Origin of the sequence: Idiomarina sp. H2 (assembly GCF_004364275.1) — a bacterium.
In the GTDB taxonomy this organism is placed as follows: Bacteria; Pseudomonadota; Gammaproteobacteria; order Enterobacterales; family Alteromonadaceae; genus Idiomarina; species Idiomarina loihiensis.
Window position 1 is genome coordinate 272,091 of the sequence record NZ_SNZY01000003.1, and the last position, 13,095, is coordinate 285,185.

A 13,095-nucleotide genomic window follows, 5' to 3' on the forward strand; every position below is an offset into this window, starting at 1 on the left:
CCCGACAAAGCCTTGAAAATATAGACCAAAGTTTATCACTAAAGGCAGTTCGATGGCAGACTCTTCATTGTTGAATCACGAAACATTAGGTACGGATAGCAATCCGGCTATCATCATTATTCACGGTCTGTTTGGCGATAAAGACAATTTAAAAAGTCTTGCCCGTGAACTGTCAGAAAACTACTACTGCATTTTGCCCGACGCCCGTAATCATGGTGAATCGTTTCACAGCGACAGCATGACTTACCCGGACATGGCAGAAGACATTATAAAACTGGCTGACTCGCTGAACCTGAAACAGTTTTATTTAGTCGGTCATTCTATGGGTGGCAAAATAGCAATGGAAACTTGCATAAAAGCCCCTGAACGGATTAAAGCGGCAATATTTGCTGATATTTCACCCGCCGCTTACGACGGTACCCACGACAGCATATTAGACGCTCTTTCTAACCTGGACATAGACCAGGTAAAAAGCCGCGGCGACGCCGACAAACAGTTAGCCGAGACAATTTCAGAAAAAGGTGTACGTCAGTTTCTGCTGAAAAACCTGAAAAAAACTGACGACGGTTACCAATGGCGGCTTAACCTAAAAGCGCTAAGAGAAAATTATCAGCAAATTTCAGCGGCTGTCAGCAAAGGCCAATACGACGGACCGGTACTTTTTATAAAAGGAGGTAGCTCAAACTACCTCACAGAAAAGCATCAACAAGACGTGGCAGCGCGATTTAGCAATGCCTCGGTAAAAGTTATTGAAGGTGCAGGCCACTGGCTACATGCCGAGAAACCAAGAATATTTAACCGCCTGGTCATTGAGTTTATAGCGCAGTAATCTCGCCACCAGTCGTGCTTTATGGTAATCTAAGCGCCGTAAAAAACAGTCAAGACCGCATTAAGCATTCTTAGGTTAAGTACCAGCGAGGTTAAGCAGTATGTTAGCTGAGTATTACGAACAAATTGAAGTTCTGGCCACCAATTTTACGCTGGGCATACTATTCTTACTAATAGGCTTAGCCATTCGGGACGTGTTAAAGCGTTCTGCAGTACCAAAATTTGGCCAGGTTATTGTCTGGATGGTGCTCTTTCTTGGCTGTTTTGGCTTTATCGCTAAAGGTATTATTCAGGTGCTCTGGGAATCCGGAGTTTAACCCAATTGATAATTTACGCCGCTGAATGGCAACCCGTTCAGTACTGTTTATTCGTATAATCAGGTGAAAATTGACTTATGGCAACTGTTGGAATTTTCTTTGGAAGCGACACCGGTAACACCGAAGCCGTCGCACAGATGATTCAGAAAGAGCTTGGTAAAAAGCTCGTTGATGTAAAAGACATCGCCAAATCCAGTAAAGAAGATATTGCCAATTACGACTTACTATTGTTCGGTATTCCGACGTGGTATTACGGCGAAGCTCAGTGCGACTGGGATGACTTTTTCCCCGAACTGGAAGAAATCGATTTTACGGACAAGCTCATTGCCATTTTTGGCTGTGGTGATCAGGAAGATTACGCTGAATACTTTCTTGATGCCATGGGCATGGTTCGCGACATTGTGGAAGCCCGTGGTGGCATTATTGTCGGACACTGGCCTACCGAGAGCTACAATTTTGAAGCCTCTAAAGGTATGGCCGACGACACACACTTTGTCGGTCTGGGCATAGATGAAGACCGTCAGCCAGAGTTAACCAAAGAACGCGTTAGCAAATGGTGCCAGCAAGTTTATGAAGAAATGTGTCTGGCAGAACTGGCAAGTGACAGCTAATACAGGGTATGCTGTTATACATGTTTAACTGAGATACTAATTATTATGGCGAGTAACGACGAACAGCTGAAAAAAGCAGGACTAAAAGTCACTTCCCCACGGATGAAGATTCTGGAGATTTTGAAAAAACCAGATAACCAACACATCAGTGCCGAAGATGTCTATAAAATTCTGCTGGAACAAAAAGATGAAATTGGCCTGGCTACCGTTTACCGGGTACTAAACCAGTTTGATGACGCTGGTATTATTACTCGCCACCACTTTGAAGGTGGGCGTTCGGTATTTGAGTTGAGTGCAAAGCACCACCACGATCATCTGGTGTGTTTAACCTGTGGCCACGTTTTTGAATTTGAAGATGACGTAATCGAAGAGCGTCAGGAAAAAGTAGCCGCAGCAAATAAAATTAAACTGACTAACCACAGTTTGTACCTTTACGGTGAATGTCAGCGTGGCGAGGGCTGCGAATACAAAGCTGCCGCTGAGGCAGAGTAATAATATGGCACTGCGCTGGCTCATTTACGGTGCATACGGTTATTCAGGCAAACTTATTGCCCATCAGGCTAAAAAACGCGGTTACCAACCTATTTTAGCCGGCCGTAACGAAAACGCCCTTGAGCCAGTAGCACGTCACTTAGACTTTCAATACAAGGTCTTCTCGCTCGACAGTATTGATGAAGTTCAAAAGCAATTAGAAGACGTAGACTTAGTCGTTAATTGCGCAGGCCCATTCAGCCAGACCGCAATTCCCCTTATTCAAGCCTGTATTGATACCAAAACCCACTATTTAGACATTACCGGCGAGATAGACGTATTTGAATACGCTCACTCTATGCACAAAACCGCGCGCGAAGCCGGCATTGTTTTATGTCCGGGCGTTGGGTTCGATGTTATTCCAACCGACTGTATTGCCGCGCGACTCAATGCGCAGATGCCGGAAGCAACACACCTGGCCTTAGGTTTTGATTCAGGTTCACGCATGAGTCGTGGCACTGCCAGAACCAGCATAGAACGTTTAGGTCGTGGTGGCGCCGCCCGTATTAAAGGACAAATTACCGATGTTCCGCACGCCTGGCATTCTCGCTGGATAGATTTTGGTAATGGCGAAAAATATGCCATGACCATTCCCTGGGGCGATGTCTCTACCGCCTACTACACCACGGAAATACCCAACATTGAAGTGTACATACCGGCCAGTCCACGCTTAGTGAAGAAAATGCGCCGGATGAACTGGTTCCGCTGGGTATTTAAATGGAAATGGGTTCAGGCTAAGCTGAAGAAGAAACTCGAATCACAGCCTGCTGGCCCTGAAGAAAAAGAACGGAAGAATAACCCAACTTACGTTTGGGGTGAAATCAGCGATGCCAAAGGCAATAAGAAAAGTATGCGGGTTAAAGTGAAAAACGGCTATTCGCTAACTGCCGAAGGAGCTGTTGAGATAGCCATTCATACCTTAAGCCAGAAGCAGTCAGGGGGCTTTTACACCCCCTCACGTTTGTACGGCGCTAAGCTACTGGACCAGTTTAAGATCCAGTAGTTTGTTCCTGTTCTATTTTCGCCCAGCTGTCACGTAAACCAACGGTCTGGTTGAATATTAAACGGCCTTCAGTCTCAGCATCCTGATCCAGACAATAGTAGCCCAGACGTTCAAACTGGAAGTTCTCGCCCAGTTTCGCACTCGCTAAGTTAGCTTCCACAAATCCTTTCTTAATAACCAAAGACTCCGGATTCAGGGTTGAGAACAAGTCTTCCTCGGCCGCCGGGTTAGGCACCTGGAATAAGCGGTCATACACACGGAATTCTGCTGCTTTTGCGGTTTCTGCAGACACCCAGTGAATAACGCCCTTCACCTTACGGCCGTCTGCAGGGTCTTTACCCAGAGTGTCAGCGTCGTAATGACAGTAAATGGTCTGGATCTCGCCGTTATCGTCGGTTTCTACCCGGTCTGCACGAATAACATAGGCATTACGCAAACGCACTTCTTTATCCAGCACCAGACGCTTGAACTTCTTATTAGCCGACTCACGGAAGTCTTCCCGTTCAATCCAGATTTCACGACTAAAAGTCACCTGACGCGAGCCCATTTCCGGGTCATTCGGGTGGTTTGGCGCATCCAGCAGTTCCTGTTCGCCTTCAGGGTAGTTTTCAATAACAATTTTAACCGGATCCATCACCGCCATAGCGCGTGGTGCATTGACGTTCAGGTCATCACGAATGCAGGCTTCCAGCATGCTCATTTCTACCTGGTTATCCATTTTGGTCACACCAATACGACGGCAGAACTCACGAACTGAATCTGGTGTATAACCACGGCGACGCAAACCAGCAATACTAGCGATGCGCGGATCATCCCAACCGCTTACTTTATTCTCGTCAACCAGCGTATTAATAATGCGTTTACTCATTACCGTGTATTGCAGATTCAGACGCGAGAATTCAATTTGCTGTGGATGGCAGTCAATGCTGATGTTATCCAGTACCCAGTCATACAAGCGACGGTTGTCCTGGAATTCCAGCGTACACAGTGAATGTGTAATACCTTCCAGCGCATCCGAAATACAGTGGGTGAAGTCGTACATTGGGTAAACGCACCATTTATCACCGGTCTGGTGATGGTGTACAAAGCGCACACGGTAAATCACCGGATCACGCATACACATAAACGGCGAGCTCATATCAATTTTTGCCCGTAATGCGGCGGTGCCTTCTTCGTGCTTACCTGCTGTCATGTCAGCAAAGTGCTTTAAGTTCTCTTCCACAGAAGTATCACGGTAAGGGCTGTTTACGCCCGGCTCTTTCAGAGTACCGCGCATTTCGCGCATTTTATCCTGCGAACTGAAATCAACGTAGGCCAGGCCTTTTTCAATCAGCTCAACCGCAAACGCGTGTAGCTGATCAAAGTAATTAGAGGAATAACGCGGCTCGCCTTCCCAGTGATACCCTAGCCATTCCACGTCTTTTTTAATGGAGTTCACATAGTCCACTTTTTCTTTCAGTGGGTTGGTATCATCAAAACGCAGGTTACAGGTGCCGTTGTAGTCTTCGGCAATACCGAAGTTCAGCACTATCGATTTGGCATGGCCAATATGCAGGTAACCATTCGGCTCCGGAGGAAAACGGGTGTGTACAGTTGCGTGCTTACCACTGGCCAAATCTTTATCAATGATTTGACGAATAAAATTACTGGGACGAGAGTCAGTATCTGCCATGAACCTTTTGTCTCCGCTACAAAATCAACACCGGATAATATGAAGCGGCTATGATCGCAGGTTATCGTCAGCCTGACAAGCTAAGCGAACATTAAAAAACTGATAAAAACGGCGCAATTGCTGCTGTGCAACTTTACCCTCAATGCGGGTAAAACGAACGGTCTGCCCCGGCTGGCATTGTGCCAACCGACCTAAATCGAACGGGTTAATGGTGCCCAGTTTCGGGTAGCCCCCTAAGGTCTGGCGGTCGTTCATCATAATAATAGGCTGGCCATTTGCGGGCACCTGTACAGACCCCACATTCACGCCTTCAGATACCAAACCCTCACCGTTATATTCCAACGCTTTACCCGACAAGCGAATGCCCATGCGGTCGCTGTCTTTAGTGACTTCGTAATCTTCGTAGCAGAAAGCTTCTCTTGCAGACATGGGAAAGGCGTCGTACTGAAAGCCAGGTATTAAGCCAATGACCGGAGTTTTCTGATAGTCCGATCTGTAGGCCCAGCCCACGCGCCGCGATACCTGATAGTTCTGCTCATTAAAGCTCAGTTCGTCACCCGCTTGTAAAAACGCGCCATCGCCGTGCAAGCCGCCGACCGCGTCGCGAGTAACGGTTGCGCAACTGCCCCACTTAGGCTCCACCTGAAAACCGCCCTGCACCGCTAAATAGGCTCTGACACCAGCACTGGCGTAGCCCATCTTCAGGCGTTGCCCCGCGCGTACTTTAAAGTTTTGCCAGGTATTTAACACCTCGTCGTCCAGCGTTAATTCGACATCGGCACCGGTCACAGCACACTGGCAATCACGCTCAAATTCTACTTCAAAACCGCCCAGGGTAATTTCTATTTGAGCGGCATTAAAATGGTTGCTCAATAAACGGTTAGCCCATAAAAACGCGTGTTCATCCATGGGTCCGCCGCGGGTCAGGCCTTTCGACAAATACCCAAAGCGCCCAAAATCCTGAACGGCTGAGCGCATACCCGGCTCAATAATACGCATCATGACAAGGCCTCCGTGTCACCGCCTTCCTCAATAAACTGCTCTTTGCTTACCGCGTAAAATTCTACTTCATCGCCTACGTTCAGCGGGCTGATAGTCCCCGATGACGGGTCATATAACTGAGTAGAAGTACGGCCAATAATGTTCCAGCCTCCGGGCGATGCCGACGGATAAACTGCCGTCTGACTCTCAGCAATGGCGACGCTGCCTGCGGTAATGCGCTTTCTGGGGTTATCTAAACGAGGCGTTCTGATCTTCTCACTCACTTCACCTAAATAAGCGAAGCCCGGCGCAAAGCCCATGGCGTACACTCGGTAGGTCTGCTCGGTGTGCGTTTTTATTACATCATCCACAGAGCAGTTGTTCATTTCAGCAATGCGAGCAAGATCAGGCCCGACACTTTCATCATAAAAAACCGGAATGCGATGCCGCTTGCCACTCTGCTCGCTAGTATCAGAGCTGAGGTCAGCTAGAGCTCTACGCAAGCGTTCACGTATTTCAGGCTCGTCAATGTTCAACACATTGTAGTAAACTATTAAGGAGTTATAGGAGGGCACTAAATCCAGCACAACATCAGACAGTTGCTCCTTTACTGCCTTAACCGCAGCCAGAACACGCTGGTTAACCGACACACTAATGCCCTCGCCTAAATAGACTATAACGGCATCGGCGCCGGCTGAAACGAGTTTTGGAAAATCAGACTCTTCTTTCATAACTGAACTTTAGTCATTCCTGAGTTTATTCGTTAGCTTGCCGGACAATATTCCGCAGCTTCTCTACGGTTTCTATCGCTTTGGGGTTATCCCCGTGAACACAAAGAGAATCAATTTCAATTTGCAGCGACTTGCCCGACACACTCTCAATAGCACGACCTGTCGCAAAAGCCTCCGCCTGAGCATACATGGCTTCAACATCACCGTGCACGGCGTCAGGATTGCTCCGCGAGCGCAACTGACCATTGTCGTCATAAGCGCGGTCGGCAAAACCTTCAAACCATAATTCAACACCAAACTGCTGCGCGCGGTGGCGCCAGGCATCATTTTCGGGAGTTGCCATAACCATCAAGGGCAAGGGTTCATGTCTGTCTTCCTGCAGGGCGGCAATGGCCTGACAAACAGCATCGAATTGCTGACCGTCGCTTAACATGTCGTTATAAAGAGCACCGTGTGGCTTCACATATTTCACTTCGGTTTTCTGGCCTGCACAAATGCCCTGTAAAGCCCCCACCTGATACTGAATTAAAGCGGTTACTTCATCGGGTTTTAACGCCATATGACGTCGGCCGAAACCAACGAGATCGGGATACGCAGGGTGCGCGCCTATCGTCACGTTATGCTGCTTGGCTAACTTTACTGTTTTAAGCATAGTTAGAGGGTCTGACGCATGAAAACCACAAGCCACATTAGCACAATCGATGTACGGCATAATTAAGTCATCGGCACCCATTTTCCAGGCTCCGAAGCTTTCACCAATATCGCTGTTTAATGTAATTCCCTGGTGACTCTTGGGAGTAACGTGACGATTCATTCCTCACCTTTTTCGGATTTTCTGGCTTCAATGTCTCCCATTAGCTTAGCCAGACCCACGGCAAACAAGTATAAACCAACACCTACCGCGGCGAGTTGTAACGGCGGCAAGCAAAGCACCACCAGTTGATGTTTCACAAATACCGCTGCTGCACCAGTGAGCCCCATAGTCGTTATGGCGCTGGCAACTAAGGTAACAGGTGCCATCCAGGACAGCAGCCAACGGAACTTTAACAGTGCGCACAGCCCGCCAATGACTAAGCCCCAGGCAACAGGAACGCCCAGTTTGTACCAACTCAGATTAAAATTCGCAATTAAAGTAATCAGTTCTTCCTGTTCCGCGGTATAAAAAAACAGCCCCACCGCGCCGGCCAAAATAACAATTCGTTTTGCTATATTCATTAATTTAATTCCTACATGAACAGACTGATAATAAAGAAGATAATAGCAATAATCGGTATCCAGAGAATTGGAGATTGATACCATTTCAAAATGGGTTTATCCGTGCGGTTAAGCGACTGCAAAGTCGGCTGCTTATACAGCCAGATAATACCAATTAACATCAGAACCGCGCCGGTTAGCCTAACGGGAGTATCGTTGTCACTGACCACACCCAGAACGGCCAGAAGCAAGCCCACAATAAGAATCAGTAATGCCAAAACACGTTGCCACATACTTCCCCCAAATCATTGTTCTTATAATTATTGTCTTTATACTAAGAACTTATACTGTATCAGGTTCTGGAGCCATATGTTAAAGCAAATTCTTATCTGGTTAGGCGCTTCGGCCGTCACACTTCTCGTTATTTTTGTCAGCGTTGTTGTGTACCAGTACACCGCTATGGAGCCTGAATTACCGCATGAAGACGAGTGCCAGATCCGCCAATTGGAAACCAGTGAAGACGGCGCGCTGGAGGTTCACAGCTATTGGTGCGAACGGGGTGAAAAACAAAGTTGGCAGGGCCATGAAATTTGGCTGCACGAACCACAGCTGGATAAATGGGAACGCATAATGACCACCGAACACGATGGCTGCATTAAACTGGAACTATCTGATCAGAGACTGGAAATAAACCACGATGGCAAGCGCGGCGACATGTTTTTAGTCGAGCCGGTGTTTCTGTTTAATGATGCACAAGGCGTTAGCCAGTCTCTGTCAGTGCAGGTGTCTACTCGCGGCGACGCCGTGTGCTCTGACTCTGGTGAATAACCAAAGTTAAGCCAACTTTAACACCCATTTCAGTGGCAGCCGTTTCATTAAAAACGCCATTAATGCCCAGGGCCAACGCGGTACATAAGCTTTAACCGGCTCTTTATTAATGGCTTTTGCCAGTAAGCGACAGCCGGTTTCGGTGTCCACCATAAAAGGCGTGTTTTTCACCTTCTCGTTAATTTCCGAACGAATATAGCCCGGATAAATAGTTGATACTTTTATTGGGCTGTTGCTGCCGTAGGTTTTCATTAAGTCCGCACGAATGCCTTCCGTTAATGATGCCAACCCGGCTTTGGTAGCCGCATAAACCGTCATAGCCCGCGGCATACCGCGGAAAGCACTCATGGACGAAATAGTCACCAGGTGCCCCTGCTTTTGCTCCCGTAGAATTTCCATAGCCGCTTCGCACTGAGCCAGCGCGGCTACGAAGTTCGTTTCAGCCGTGGCTTTGTTTGCTTCAAAGTAGCCAGTACCCAGCGCAGCGCCTTTACCCATGCCCGCATTAATAATAAAACGGTCAACTTGCCCCTGCTCTTGCTTAAACTCCTGAAACACGCGGAATACGTCTTCATGAGCATTTACATCCAGGGTTTTAATGCTGACCGTTATGCCAGAATGCTTTTCTTCCAGTTCGTTTTTTAAGGCTTCCAGCCGGTCTAACCGACGTGCGCACAGGCATAGGTCTTTGCCCTGAGCGGCAAACTCGCGAGCCATACCCTGACCCAGACCAGAGCTGGCACCGGTAATTAAAATAGTCTTCCTTTCTTGAGACATTATTGAGCTCTCTTTTATTGTTATTGTTTTTTATTCGTATTTTTTAGGCTTTGGCAATACGACGGCGGCAACGCCATAGCAAGTAGTTCACCAAAAACCAGAAGTTCTTAAAGGCTTTATTGGTGGTTTGCTTATGGTGGTACCGATAATAAATTTGCTGGGCTATCACCGCTAAACGGAATAAACCAAACACTTCGTAGAAAGCAAAGTCTTCTACCTTGGTGCCAGTGCGCTCACAGTAGTAATCGATAACTTCTTTGCGGGTTAGCATGCCTGGGTAGTCGCTCGGCTGACGTTTGGTCGCACGCGCCACTTTGTCATCGCCTGCTTCAATCCAATAAGCCAGCGAATTGCCTAGGTCCATTAACGGATTGCCTAAGGTCGCCAGCTCCCAGTCCAGAATGCCGATAATGTCGGTTGGGTCATCCGGATTGAGTATCAGGTTGTCTAAGCGAAAGTCGTTATGAACCAGACAAATCGTTTCGTTCTCTGGCTTATTTTCCTGCAGCCAGCGCATAACTGAACCTGCGCCGAATACATTCCAGGTCTTCGCTTTTTCATAACGGCCACACCAGCCATTTACCTGACGCTCGGTATAGCCTTTACCTTTAGCTATTTTTCGTAGCCCAGTGCTGTCTAAATCCACCTGGTGCAGCTTTATCAGTTTATCCAGCGCGTTCGTGCATAGCTGCCGCGCCTGCTCAGAACTAAGGTCCAGCCCTTTAGGAAAACGCCTCCGCGGAATAATTCCTGTTACGTGCTCCATCACATAAAACTCGGCGCCAATAACCGACTCGTCACGGCAATACGCCAGCATTCGGGGTACGTGCGGAAACGCCGGCCGCAGTCGTTTTTGCAGACGGAACTCACGCCCCATATCATGGGCGGACTTGGCTTTTGTGCCATCTGGAGGCCGGCGCAGAACCAAAGCCAGGCCGTTGTAATCTAAACGGTAGGTCCAATTCGACACACCACCAGTATATTGGGTAATGCGCAAAGTACCGCGATCTTCCGGCAGCTCGTCGCCTATATGCTCCGCCAGCCAGTTGTCCAACGCCTCTACGGGCAAGGTTTCTTCTTCGCGTACGTCACTCGCCTGATCGACTACGGCGGATGATGGATCAGTCATTAGAGCGCCCTTTCCATTGTTTTTCTCTTTGTTTCAACTCGGTTTTTGCAATAGTCGCACGGTGAACCGCGTCGGGTCCATCGGCAATGCGCAGTGAACGCGCAACAGTTAATAACCCCGGCAACGGTGTGTCATGACACATAGAGGCCCCACCAAACAACTGCATGGTTTCGTCCACCACCCGCTGCAGCACATTCGGTGCCACCAGCTTAATGGCCGATATTTCCTTAATGGCTTTAAGTGCACCTACGTTATCTATTTGCCATGCAGCGTGCAATGTCAGCAAGCGCGCTTGATCAATCGCCACGCGTAAATCAGCTAAACGCTCGGTGTTGCCGCCAAGCTTCATTAATGGCTCGCCAAAGGCAATGCGCGATACGCCCCGTTCAATAAAGAGCTCCAACGCACGTTCAGCCGCGCCAATAGCGCGCATGCAATGGTGAATTCGTCCGGGGCCTAAACGCCCCTGCGCAATTTTAAAACCGGCACCAGGGCCAACAATAATGTTCTCTTTCGGTACGCGCACGTTATCGAACACCACCTCGCCATGGCCGTAGGGGGCATCGTACTCGCCCAGAGCAGGTAACATACGTTCAATATTCACGCCCGGCGTGTTTAACGGCACCAATACCATGGAATGGCGATGATGCTTTTCGGCATCTTCATCAGTTAGCCCCATAACAATGGCAATTTCTGCGTCCGGGTGACCCAAACCAGTACTCCACCACTTACGACCATTTATGACCCAGTCGGAGCCATCCGCTTTAATGGTAGTTTGCATATTGGTGGCATCGGAGGACGCGACATCGGGCTCTGTCATACAAAACACCGAGCGGATGTCGCCGTTCAAAAGCGGTTTTAACCACTGCTCTTGCTGCGGGTCATCACCAAAGTGATAGAGCACTTCCATATTACCCGTGTCAGGTGCGTTGCAGTTGAAGACCTCGGGTGCTAAGAGGCTGCGACCCATACGCTCAGCCAGCGGCGCATATTCCAGCGTGCTTAAACCAGCACCAAGCTCTTCATCAGGCAAAAATAAATTCCAAAGCCCCTGCTCTTTCGCTATTTGCTTAAGCTCAGCCACCCTTGGTGCCACCTGCCACTCACGCCAGTTCGGCGTGCTGTTCAGCCGGTAATTCTCTTTTTGATACTGGTTTTCATACGGCTCAATATGCTCGCGCATAAACACATCTATCCGCGCTAAGTAGTCCTTTGTTTTCGCACTGTAGGAAAAGTCCATAATGCCCGCTCCGAACGAATAGTTAACAGCATTGTAGACTTGAAAGTGTTGGTGGTACAACCAGAGTTGGGGGCAAAGCGTTTAATAAAACCAGCCTGTTCGAAACGAAACACCCACAACAACGAATAGAATGGAAATAACAGTAACCGACACGATATGCCATGCCATTACTTTGAGGTTTGCTGGCGAAAGGTTGGGTATGACGAGAAACCTTGCGCTAATAGCAAAACCAACCGTCAACGCGAGCAAACCCAGTTTTGCCATTATTGGATAAGCAACTGGGTTACTGGTATTAAACCACTGACTGAAATCTGGGAGTAGCCTGTGCGCCAGCATTACGCCTGTAATTATTTGAATGATGAGTGCGGGCATGCCAATTTTTTCATACACAGACTCAAAATCCAGGAGCAGCTGAGGTGACCGCTCCTTCAAAACCTTGGGCAGCACAACGACGGACAGGACAATGTGCCCACCTGTCCAGATGGTTGCCGCGAGAATGTGGAGTAGTAAAAGTGAGCCGTACATTGGAAGCCGCCTTTCAACCTAGATATTTGTACAAATTATTTTGCGAACCAGACAATTTTATTGTCTCTTTGAAGCTGAAACCAATAATTTCCGGCAACTTACTCGGTTTAATTTCATGACGTATTTTTATAGCTATGGTTATTGATAAACCGAAAGAACTTCCCAGTTATTCTCAAACTCAGCAACGTCTTTGATATTGAGTATCGCTTGCGGTGAAGCGCCGCCTCCAGGGCGGCGGTAGTCGTGCTTTTCCATGAAAGCCACGTACCTATCGACAATTTTTTTCTGTATATCACGCTCAGTACAGATAAAAAATCTTGCTCCACTGACTCCCGAGTCGGGCAACCGCACCAAAACCCAGATCAAATCGGGGTGCTTGAGGCGTGTCAATTCGCCCAGAGATTGACGGTTATTCTCATCGGTACTGTGATTACACCACTTATCGATTGTGGACTGAACCAGAGCACCCTTGGTACTCGCCTTAACCTGAACAGGAAACGACTTTAATGACTCGGAATGCACGGCTGTAACATCAAACCCTGGCACATTCCCAGAGTACGGAGAAGCATAGTAACCTAACGTACCCAGTATTGCCGACACTAGATGTTCGCCGACCTGCCCTGTTAATTTATTTGATGTGCCTGATGCCATAATATTGTTTTTCTTGTTCTTAACGCCCGTATTTGCGGCTGTTATGGAGCGAAGCGGAACACCAGTCCGCCAACATG

Annotated in this window: 17 protein-coding genes; 6 read left to right on the forward strand and 11 right to left on the reverse strand. The window is 48.2% G+C overall.

The annotated features are described in order from the left end of the window. The first annotated feature begins 52 nt into the window (after positions 1–52). From DET62_RS05370 to DET62_RS05390, 5 genes are all read left to right on the forward strand, one after another. Positions 53–829 (forward strand): alpha/beta fold hydrolase, encoded by a 777-nt coding sequence (locus DET62_RS05370; protein ID WP_110013253.1) that lies wholly within the window; start codon positions 53–55, stop codon positions 827–829. A gap of 100 nt (positions 830–929) precedes the next feature. Continuing rightward, positions 930–1,145, forward strand: a complete 216-nt coding sequence (locus DET62_RS05375) for a DUF2788 domain-containing protein (RefSeq protein WP_011234720.1) — start codon at positions 930–932, stop codon at positions 1,143–1,145. Positions 1,146–1,222: 77 nt separating this feature from the next. Next, a complete protein-coding gene (gene fldA, locus DET62_RS05380; RefSeq protein WP_011234721.1) occupies positions 1,223–1,756 on the forward strand; it encodes a flavodoxin FldA in 534 nt (177 codons plus the stop codon). A 45-nt stretch (positions 1,757–1,801) separates the two neighbouring features. Continuing rightward, positions 1,802–2,248, forward strand: a complete 447-nt coding sequence (fur, locus tag DET62_RS05385) for a ferric iron uptake transcriptional regulator (protein WP_011234722.1) — start codon at positions 1,802–1,804, stop codon at positions 2,246–2,248. Positions 2,249–2,252: 4 nt separating this feature from the next. Continuing rightward, positions 2,253–3,290, forward strand: coding sequence for a saccharopine dehydrogenase NADP-binding domain-containing protein (locus DET62_RS05390; RefSeq protein ID WP_110013254.1), 1,038 nt, complete (start codon positions 2,253–2,255; stop codon positions 3,288–3,290). Here DET62_RS05390 and glnS read toward each other — a convergent pair. From glnS to DET62_RS05420, 6 genes are read right to left on the reverse strand one after another with little or no spacing between them, the layout of a single operon-like run. Beyond that, a complete protein-coding gene (glnS, locus tag DET62_RS05395; protein ID WP_110013255.1) occupies positions 3,277–4,962 on the reverse strand; it encodes a glutamine--tRNA ligase in 1,686 nt (561 codons plus the stop codon). The two genes, DET62_RS05390 and glnS, sit on opposite strands and share 14 nt — an antisense overlap. 48 nt (positions 4,963–5,010) lie before the next feature. Then, positions 5,011–5,964, reverse strand: a complete 954-nt coding sequence (locus DET62_RS05400; protein ID WP_110013256.1) for a biotin-dependent carboxyltransferase family protein — start codon at positions 5,962–5,964, stop codon at positions 5,011–5,013. Further along, on the reverse strand, positions 5,961–6,674 hold the full coding sequence (pxpB, locus tag DET62_RS05405) for a 5-oxoprolinase subunit PxpB (RefSeq protein ID WP_110013257.1): 714 nt from the start codon (positions 6,672–6,674) through the stop codon (positions 5,961–5,963). The genes DET62_RS05400 and pxpB overlap by 4 nt, the downstream gene beginning before the upstream one ends. A 25-nt stretch (positions 6,675–6,699) precedes the next feature. Then, positions 6,700–7,488 carry a 5-oxoprolinase subunit PxpA gene (locus DET62_RS05410; RefSeq protein ID WP_110013258.1) on the reverse strand — a complete coding sequence of 263 codons (789 nt, stop codon included), beginning with the start codon at positions 7,486–7,488 and terminating at the stop codon, positions 6,700–6,702. Beyond that, positions 7,485–7,889 carry a hypothetical protein gene (locus DET62_RS05415; RefSeq protein WP_110013259.1) on the reverse strand — a complete coding sequence of 135 codons (405 nt, stop codon included), beginning with the start codon at positions 7,887–7,889 and terminating at the stop codon, positions 7,485–7,487. The genes DET62_RS05410 and DET62_RS05415 overlap by 4 nt, the downstream gene beginning before the upstream one ends. An 11-nt stretch (positions 7,890–7,900) precedes the next feature. Next, positions 7,901–8,161 (reverse strand): hypothetical protein, encoded by a 261-nt coding sequence (locus DET62_RS05420; protein ID WP_110013260.1) that lies wholly within the window; start codon positions 8,159–8,161, stop codon positions 7,901–7,903. Positions 8,162–8,237: 76 nt separating this feature from the next. Between DET62_RS05420 and DET62_RS05425 the strand changes: the two genes are divergently transcribed. Beyond that, positions 8,238–8,696: a hypothetical protein gene (locus DET62_RS05425; RefSeq protein WP_110013261.1), complete on the forward strand. Its 459-nt coding sequence runs from the start codon at positions 8,238–8,240 to the stop codon at positions 8,694–8,696. Positions 8,697–8,702: 6 nt separating this feature from the next. On the opposite strand, the gene DET62_RS05430 is transcribed toward DET62_RS05425, so the two are convergent. From DET62_RS05430 to DET62_RS05450, 5 genes are all read right to left on the reverse strand, one after another. Continuing rightward, positions 8,703–9,473 (reverse strand): SDR family oxidoreductase, encoded by a 771-nt coding sequence (locus DET62_RS05430; protein WP_110013262.1) that lies wholly within the window; start codon positions 9,471–9,473, stop codon positions 8,703–8,705. A gap of 43 nt (positions 9,474–9,516) precedes the next feature. After that, entirely contained in the window at positions 9,517–10,602 is a 1,086-nt protein-coding gene (locus DET62_RS05435; RefSeq protein ID WP_110013263.1) for a phosphotransferase family protein, read from the reverse strand. Next, positions 10,595–11,842, reverse strand: coding sequence for an acyl-CoA dehydrogenase family protein (locus DET62_RS05440; RefSeq protein ID WP_110013264.1), 1,248 nt, complete (start codon positions 11,840–11,842; stop codon positions 10,595–10,597). Before DET62_RS05440 ends, DET62_RS05435 begins: the two co-directional genes overlap by 8 nt. Positions 11,843–11,923: 81 nt before the next feature. Next, positions 11,924–12,367 carry a CopD family protein gene (locus DET62_RS05445; RefSeq protein ID WP_110013265.1) on the reverse strand — a complete coding sequence of 148 codons (444 nt, stop codon included), beginning with the start codon at positions 12,365–12,367 and terminating at the stop codon, positions 11,924–11,926. 138 nt (positions 12,368–12,505) lie between these two features. Further along, positions 12,506–13,018 (reverse strand): hypothetical protein, encoded by a 513-nt coding sequence (locus DET62_RS05450; protein ID WP_110013266.1) that lies wholly within the window; start codon positions 13,016–13,018, stop codon positions 12,506–12,508. Between the last annotated feature and the right edge of the window lie 77 nt (positions 13,019–13,095).

What these genes read in the sequence shown, in the direction of transcription:
- DET62_RS05370 (WP_110013253.1), top strand. Translation starts at nt 53, where the DNA reads ATGGCAGACTCTTCATTGTTGAATCACGAAACATTAGGTACGGATAGC.
- DET62_RS05375 (WP_011234720.1), top strand. Translation starts at nt 930, where the DNA reads ATGTTAGCTGAGTATTACGAACAAATTGAAGTTCTGGCCACCAATTTT.
- fldA (WP_011234721.1), top strand. Translation starts at nt 1,223, where the DNA reads ATGGCAACTGTTGGAATTTTCTTTGGAAGCGACACCGGTAACACCGAA.
- fur (WP_011234722.1), top strand. Translation starts at nt 1,802, where the DNA reads ATGGCGAGTAACGACGAACAGCTGAAAAAAGCAGGACTAAAAGTCACT.
- DET62_RS05390 (WP_110013254.1), top strand. Translation starts at nt 2,253, where the DNA reads ATGGCACTGCGCTGGCTCATTTACGGTGCATACGGTTATTCAGGCAAA.
- glnS (WP_110013255.1), bottom strand. Translation starts at nt 4,962, where the DNA reads ATGGCAGATACTGACTCTCGTCCCAGTAATTTTATTCGTCAAATCATT.
- DET62_RS05400 (WP_110013256.1), bottom strand. Translation starts at nt 5,964, where the DNA reads ATGATGCGTATTATTGAGCCGGGTATGCGCTCAGCCGTTCAGGATTTT.
- pxpB (WP_110013257.1), bottom strand. Translation starts at nt 6,674, where the DNA reads ATGAAAGAAGAGTCTGATTTTCCAAAACTCGTTTCAGCCGGCGCCGAT.
- DET62_RS05410 (WP_110013258.1), bottom strand. Translation starts at nt 7,488, where the DNA reads ATGAATCGTCACGTTACTCCCAAGAGTCACCAGGGAATTACATTAAAC.
- DET62_RS05415 (WP_110013259.1), bottom strand. Translation starts at nt 7,889, where the DNA reads ATGAATATAGCAAAACGAATTGTTATTTTGGCCGGCGCGGTGGGGCTG.
- DET62_RS05420 (WP_110013260.1), bottom strand. Translation starts at nt 8,161, where the DNA reads ATGTGGCAACGTGTTTTGGCATTACTGATTCTTATTGTGGGCTTGCTT.
- DET62_RS05425 (WP_110013261.1), top strand. Translation starts at nt 8,238, where the DNA reads ATGTTAAAGCAAATTCTTATCTGGTTAGGCGCTTCGGCCGTCACACTT.
- DET62_RS05430 (WP_110013262.1), bottom strand. Translation starts at nt 9,473, where the DNA reads ATGTCTCAAGAAAGGAAGACTATTTTAATTACCGGTGCCAGCTCTGGT.
- DET62_RS05435 (WP_110013263.1), bottom strand. Translation starts at nt 10,602, where the DNA reads ATGACTGATCCATCATCCGCCGTAGTCGATCAGGCGAGTGACGTACGC.
- DET62_RS05440 (WP_110013264.1), bottom strand. Translation starts at nt 11,842, where the DNA reads ATGGACTTTTCCTACAGTGCGAAAACAAAGGACTACTTAGCGCGGATA.
- DET62_RS05445 (WP_110013265.1), bottom strand. Translation starts at nt 12,367, where the DNA reads ATGTACGGCTCACTTTTACTACTCCACATTCTCGCGGCAACCATCTGG.
- DET62_RS05450 (WP_110013266.1), bottom strand. Translation starts at nt 13,018, where the DNA reads ATGGCATCAGGCACATCAAATAAATTAACAGGGCAGGTCGGCGAACAT.